Origin of the sequence: Arthrobacter sp. efr-133-TYG-120 (assembly GCF_030209785.1) — a bacterium.
In the GTDB taxonomy this organism is placed as follows: Bacteria; Actinomycetota; Actinomycetes; order Actinomycetales; family Micrococcaceae; genus Arthrobacter.
The window spans coordinates 271,489-277,623 of sequence record NZ_JARVRI010000002.1; the positions used below are offsets into that span (position 1 = coordinate 271,489).

The window sequence follows — 6,135 nt, forward strand, 5'->3', positions numbered from 1 at the left end:
TCCGTTTTCGCTGCAGGCATCGGCTTATTGGAAACGTCCGGAGGCTGCGGGCGTCAGCTACATGCGTCAGGCAGTCGCAGTGTCAGCGGCGCTTCTTCCTGTTGGATCCGCGTTGCTTGTCATCAGCGGCAGCCTTGGCGGGGTTGCCTGAGCGGCCCGAGGCCCTCCCCTCGACGCGGGTCTGGCTCGCGCCGTCTTCACCAGGCGCCGTGTACTGCAGCTGAACAGGCTTTTCCGGGGCTTCGAGGCCGGCCGCGCGGATCTGCGGATCGTGATGTTCCACGTGACCGCCTTCAGGGCTGCCATCCACTACCACCACGTCTTCGGCGGGCGTTACTTCCACTTCCAGGTTGTAGAGGAAGCCCACGCTCTCTTCGCGGATGGCTTCCATCATGCCCTGGAACATCGTGAATCCTTCACGCTGGTACTCGACCAGGGGATCCCGTTGGGCCATCGCGCGCAGGCCAATGCCTTCTTTGAGGTAGTCCATCTCATAGAGGTGTTCCTGCCACTTGCGGCCAAGGACCGAGAGGACAACCCTGCGCTCAAGCTCGCGCATGTTCTCGGCGCCAATGGCTTCTTCCCGCTCCTTGTAAACGAGCTGGGCGTCCGAAAGGATCTCGTTTTTAAGGAATTCAACGGACACCCGCGCCTTCCCGCCGGCTTCGTCGATGATGTCCTGGGCCGTAACAGTTACCGGGTACAGGGTCTTGAGGTTGGTCCACAGCTGGTGGAAGTCCCAGTCATCGCCGGTTCCCTCTGCCGTCGCGGCATCGATCAAGGCATTGATGGTGTCTTCCAGGAAGAACTGGACCTTTTCGTGCAGGTCGTCGCCTTCAAGGATCCTCCGGCGGTCGCCATAGATGGCTTCACGCTGGCGGTTCAGGACGTCGTCGTACTTGAGGACGTTCTTGCGCTGCTCGGCGTTCCGCCCTTCAACCTGGCCCTGGGCCGAAGCGATCGCGCGGGACACGAGCTTGGATTCGAGTGCAACATCGTCCGGTACCGAGCTGTTCATGAGGCGCTCGGCAGCGCCGGAGTTGAAGAGCCTCATGAGGTCATCGGTCAGCGAGAGGTAGAAGCGGGACTCCCCCGGGTCGCCCTGGCGGCCCGAGCGGCCACGCAGCTGGTTGTCGATTCGACGGGATTCGTGGCGTTCCGTGCCCAGCACATACAACCCGCCAAGTTCAAGCACTTCCTCATGCTCGTCCTTGACTGCCTGCTTGGCCGCTTCGAGCGCTTCGGGCCATGCGGCCTCGTACTCCTCGGAGTTTTCCTCAGGGTCCAGGCCCCGCTTTGCCAGTTCGGCGATGGCCGTGAACTCGGCGTTTCCGCCCAGCATGATGTCAGTACCGCGGCCAGCCATGTTGGTGGCGACCGTGACGGCGCCCTTGCGTCCCGCTTGCGCGACAATCGCGGCCTCGCGTGCGTGGTTCTTTGCGTTCAGGACCTCGTGCCGGATGCCCTCTTTGGCCAGCAGCTTGGCAAGGTATTCGCTCTTCTCAACACTGGTAGTGCCGACGAGCACGGGTTGGCCCTTCTCGTGCCGTTCCGCGATGTCCTTCACGACGGCTTCGAACTTCACGATTTCGTTCTTGTACACGAGGTCCGACTGGTCGATGCGCTGCATGTCCCGGTTGGTGGGAATGGGTACCACGCCAAGCTTGTAGGTGCTCATGAACTCGGCGGCTTCGGTTTCAGCCGTGCCGGTCATGCCCGAGAGCTTGGAGTACATGCGGAAGTAGTTCTGCAAGGTCACAGTGGCGAGAGTCTGGTTCTCAGCCTTGATCTCGACGTTTTCCTTGGCCTCGATCGCCTGGTGCATGCCTTCGTTGTAACGCCGTCCGGCGAGGATACGGCCGGTGTGTTCGTCAACAATGAGGACTTCGCCGTCGAGGATGACGTAGTCCTTGTCCCGCTTGAAGAGCTCTTTGGCTTTGATGGCGTTGTTCAGGAAGCCGATGAGCGGGGTGTTGGCGGATTCGTACAGGTTCTGGATACCGAGGTAGTCTTCGACCTTCTCAATGCCGGCTTCGAGAACACCGACCGTCCGCTTCTTTTCGTCGACCTCGTAGTCGACTTCAGCCTGGAGGCGCTGCACGACCTTGGCGAATTCGCTGTACCAGCGGTTGGTGTCACCCTGGGCAGGACCGGAAATAATGAGCGGAGTACGGGCTTCGTCGATGAGGATGGAGTCCACTTCGTCGACAATCGCGTAGTTGTGGCCGCGCTGCACAAGCTCGGATTTGTCCCACGCCATGTTGTCGCGCAAGTAGTCGAAGCCGAATTCGTTGTTGGTGCCGTAGGTGATGTCTGCCGCGTACATCTGACGGCGCACTTCGGGATCCTGGTTCGACAGGATGCAACCGCTGCTGAGGCCAAGGAAGCGATAGACACGGCCCATGAGTTCGGACTGGTATTCGGCGAGGTAGTCGTTGACTGTAACGACGTGCACGCCCTTGCCTGTCAGGGCATTGAGGAAGGCCGGAGCGGTGGCCACAAGGGTCTTTCCTTCACCGGTCTTCATTTCGGCGATATTGCCCAGGTGGAGGGCGGCCCCACCCATGAGCTGGACATCGAAGTGGCGCATCCCCAAGGTGCGGGAGGAAGCTTCACGCACCGCTGCGAAAGCCTCCGGCAAGAGATCGTCCAGCTTCTCGCCGTCCTCGTGGCGGGCGCGCAGCCTGTCCGTCTCCTCGCGCAATTCGGCATCGGAGAAGGTCTTGAAGGAGTCTTCGAGGGCGTTGATGGAATCGGCGTAGGTCCGCAGTTGCCTCAGGGTTTTTTTGTCACCCGTGCGGAGAAGTTTTTCGATAAGTGATGCCACGTAAAGTTGCTCCCAGTCTCAAGCTGCCGAATTCTGGCGGTTTCAGTCTACGGGAGAGACCAACGCCACGCGGCCCCGTTTCCCTGAGAGCGGAGCGCAAGGCGCCCGCAGGCCACCGCCGGAGACCCATGACCTCAGCCGCGGGCCACTGCCGAGGCAAGCGGCGACGAGAGATCGCCCATCGGTGACACGACGACGTCGTCGAGCCCCAACCACTGCGCCATAAGCCGCAGCTCGGCGGCAAGCTCGACGGCGGTGTCCGCCGGTGCGTCCGGCTCGCCGTGGGCGGCACGCGCCAGAAGCTGCTTGGCTGCGCGGTCGGCCTTGAGGTCTACGCGCGCGACCACTGCGTCCCGGAGGAGGAAGGGCAGCACGTAATACCCGAACTTGCGTTTCTCCGCAGGCGTGTAGATCTCGATCCGGTAATGGAAGCCGAACAACTCCTCGAGCCTTCTACGCTCAAAGACCAGTGAATCAAACGGGCTGAGCAGGGCACGGCCCGTGGCGGCCCTGGGAAGACGGGCCTCCGCGTGCCGGTACAAGGCCCGGTCCCAACCACGCACCGTGACGGGCTCCAGGCGGTCGGCGGCAACGAGCCTGTCGATCGATGCTGCAGCTGCCTTCACCGGAGTCCGGAAGTAATCGGCGAAGCAGCGGATTGATCCGATTCCATGGGCCTGGGCTGCCGCGTCGATCAGTCGGTCCATTGCCGCCGTCGACAGCTCGGAGCCGCCGTCCGGGAGGGCTCCTGCTCTGGGGATGACCGCAGGCAATCCCGATGGCAGGACCCGCGATGTCAGCGTGTACCGGCGCTCGAACTGCTCTGTCCTCGACGCGGCCGTCACGAGCCCCTCTTCAAACAAGTGCTCCAAAACCCTCTTGACCAGGTTCCAGTTCCACCCCCAGTTATCGTGCTGCCGGTCTTCCTGGTGCCCTAGGTGGGCCGTCAATTGTGCGGCAGTCATGGGGCGCCCGGTTGCGAGCGTATCGAGGATCCGGTTGGCCATGTCCTCCCGGAGTCCATGTTCCAAGTGGGCTGCGCCCACCCATGCGCGGTTTTGCCAGAGCAGCAGATCCTGGAAGTGTTCCGGGCGGATGAAGCTCGCCTCGTGCGCCCAGTATTCCATCATGCGCCGTGGACTTCGCCCGGCCATCGCATGAAGGATGCTCCGGTCGTAGTTGCCAAGCCTTGAGAAGAAAGGAAGGTAGTGGCTGCGCGAGAGGACATTGACGGAGTCGATCTGCACCACGTGGAGGCGGGCAAAGGTGCGGCCCACCGCCCGCGAAGTCACGGGGCCGGTGGGCCGTTCCTTGTCCAGTCCTTGGGCTGCCAATGCAATCCGCCGTGCCTGCAACAGGCTCAGCGAAGCGGCCATGCCAGTCCTTTCATGGGAATTACGAATGCAAGCTAGGCTGTGGCGGCTTGGTCATTCGAACGGTAAGCGTGGATCTTTTCCTCCACGGGTTCGTCTCCTGGTTCGCATGTGGAGTCCAGAGTGATTACTCCATATGTCCAGCCACGGCGGCGGTAGACGACCGACGGCGTGTTTGTTTCCTTGTCCACGAACAGGTAGAAATTGTGGCCCACCAATTCCATGTTGTCCACCGCGTCATCAAGGGTGAGCGAAGCGGCGGGGAAAACCTTGCGACGAATCAGGACCGGGGAATCACCGGCCGGAATGTCGTTGTCGACGTCGTAGGGCGAGGTCTCCTCCGGTGGCGTCGTTGGCTCCTGGTGGTTGCTTGCCTCTACGTAAATGGGTTCGCTCGCGCTGGCCGGCTCGAGCGTCGCAGTAGCCTCACGAACGGCTTTGGGGGTGTGGCGGCCGTGGTGGACCTTCTTGCGGTCCTTGGCCCTGCGGAGCCTCTCCAGCAGCTTGCTATAGGCGAGATCAAAGGCGGCAAACTTGTCAGCGGCGCTCGCTTCGGCCCGGATCACAGGGCCCCGGCCCAGAACTGTCACTTCGACCGTGAGCTGGCCCGGTGTCTGGCGCGGGTTGGTTTCCTTTGAAACCTTCGCGTCGACCCTCTGGACCTTGTCCCCAAGCGATTCAATCTTTGATATCTTCTCGCCGGCATACTCGCGGAAGCGATCCGAAACGGTCAGATTACGGCCGCTGATCATGAACTCCATGGTGCCCTCCAAACAACTCAGGTGACACGATAAGGGCGCTTCTAGGGGCTGATCTGACGGACAGTCGAGCCCCTTTCCGAGCCGCTATCGACAGGTACATCTGTTCTTGGTACCCATAACCGACGTTAGTTCATCGCCACTGGTAATTCATCCTTTCGTCACTTATTTTTTGTTTGAGTCGGCGCGGGCTGGGTGTCCAGCCCGTCCGCAGGTTGGTCGCTGCCGGCCGGCGGCCGGGTGGCGGCAAGGACCACCGCTCCACACACCACGCCTCCCGCCGACGACACGGCCCGGGCGGCTTCGGCGAGGGTCGCACCCGTAGTGAGGACGTCGTCGACGATGACGCATGCCCTGCCCTCCAATGACCTTTTGCGGGACAGGCGAACGGTCATGGAACCACGGACACGGCGCGCACGCTCTCCGCGGCCCAAGCCCTTTTGCCCGCTTCCCGGTCCGGGCGCCTTCTTCAAGGCATCCGTCATGTGCAGACCCGGCAAAGCGCCACGTTGTCCCAAGCGGCCAAGCAAGACATGGACCGGACTGAATCCGCGGCGCCGGAAAGCCGCGTTACTGCTGGGAACAGGTATAAGGCAGACGCCTGCCGCGTCTCCAACGGCAGACCGGATGGCCTTGCCCAGTGCAGGCGCGAGTACGGAGGCGAGCCGTCCCTGGCCCAGATGCTTGAAAGAAAGCAGGGCTTGGGCCAGTTCGTCCCGGTAGTGTCCGCCCGCGACGACGGGCAGGATCACGGCCCCTTCCGCCGTGAGCAAAGCCGGTGCCTGTCCTTCGGCGCGGAACGGACGGGCGCATAGCAGCCGCAGGCGCCGTGCACAGGTGCCGCAGAGGGCCGAATCTTCGAAACCACAGCACACACATTCGACAGGGGCCAGAACAGCCAGCAGCTCGACGAAGGCCTCACCGACGCCCTGCGCGAGCCTCGCCAATCGTGCAGGATGGACTCCCCGATGGCGTGCGTCGTCACTCGGGACCACAGTGCGGTCAGGGTCACGCACCCGGCAACGGCCCACAGTACCCATGCCCCAAGCATCCGGCTCCTCGACGGCTGACAGCACTCCCCAACCGCGCTATGTGGAGAACAAGTGGCGACGTTGTCGGAACGTGGGCCCACGCCGCCAGGGTTCCCTGGCCGAGCGAAGCGAGGTTAGGGAGGCGG

The 6,135-nt window shown here is 62.5% G+C and carries 4 protein-coding genes; all 4 read right to left on the bottom strand.

Annotated features, from left to right (window positions below; all coding sequences use genetic code 11):
- Window positions 1-82: 82 nt before the first annotated feature.
- The 4 genes from secA to QRN51_RS02510 all read right to left on the bottom strand — a co-directional run bounded on the left by secA (window position 83) and on the right by QRN51_RS02510 (window position 5,998).
- Entirely contained in the window at window positions 83-2,827 is a 2,745-nt protein-coding gene (secA, locus tag QRN51_RS02495; protein WP_284988477.1) for a preprotein translocase subunit SecA, read from the bottom strand.
- Between the two features lie 134 nt (window positions 2,828-2,961).
- On the bottom strand, window positions 2,962-4,203 hold the full coding sequence (locus QRN51_RS02500; RefSeq protein WP_284988478.1) for a winged helix-turn-helix domain-containing protein: 1,242 nt from the start codon (window positions 4,201-4,203) through the stop codon (window positions 2,962-2,964).
- Between the two features lie 32 nt (window positions 4,204-4,235).
- A complete protein-coding gene (gene hpf, locus QRN51_RS02505; RefSeq protein ID WP_284988479.1) occupies window positions 4,236-4,961 on the bottom strand; it encodes a ribosome hibernation-promoting factor, HPF/YfiA family in 726 nt (241 codons plus the stop codon).
- Window positions 4,962-5,119: 158 nt separating this feature from the next.
- Window positions 5,120-5,998, bottom strand: a complete 879-nt coding sequence (locus tag QRN51_RS02510; protein WP_284988480.1) for a ComF family protein — start codon at window positions 5,996-5,998, stop codon at window positions 5,120-5,122.
- Window positions 5,999-6,135 lie beyond the last annotated feature (137 nt).

Coding starts and splice junctions, on each gene's coding strand:
- hpf (WP_284988479.1), bottom strand. CDS start 4,961: ATGGAGTTCATGATCAGCGGCCGTAATCTGACCGTTTCGGATCGCTTC.
- QRN51_RS02510 (WP_284988480.1), bottom strand. CDS start 5,998: ATGGGTACTGTGGGCCGTTGCCGGGTGCGTGACCCTGACCGCACTGTG.
- QRN51_RS02500 (WP_284988478.1), bottom strand. CDS start 4,203: ATGGCCGCTTCGCTGAGCCTGTTGCAGGCACGGCGGATTGCATTGGCA.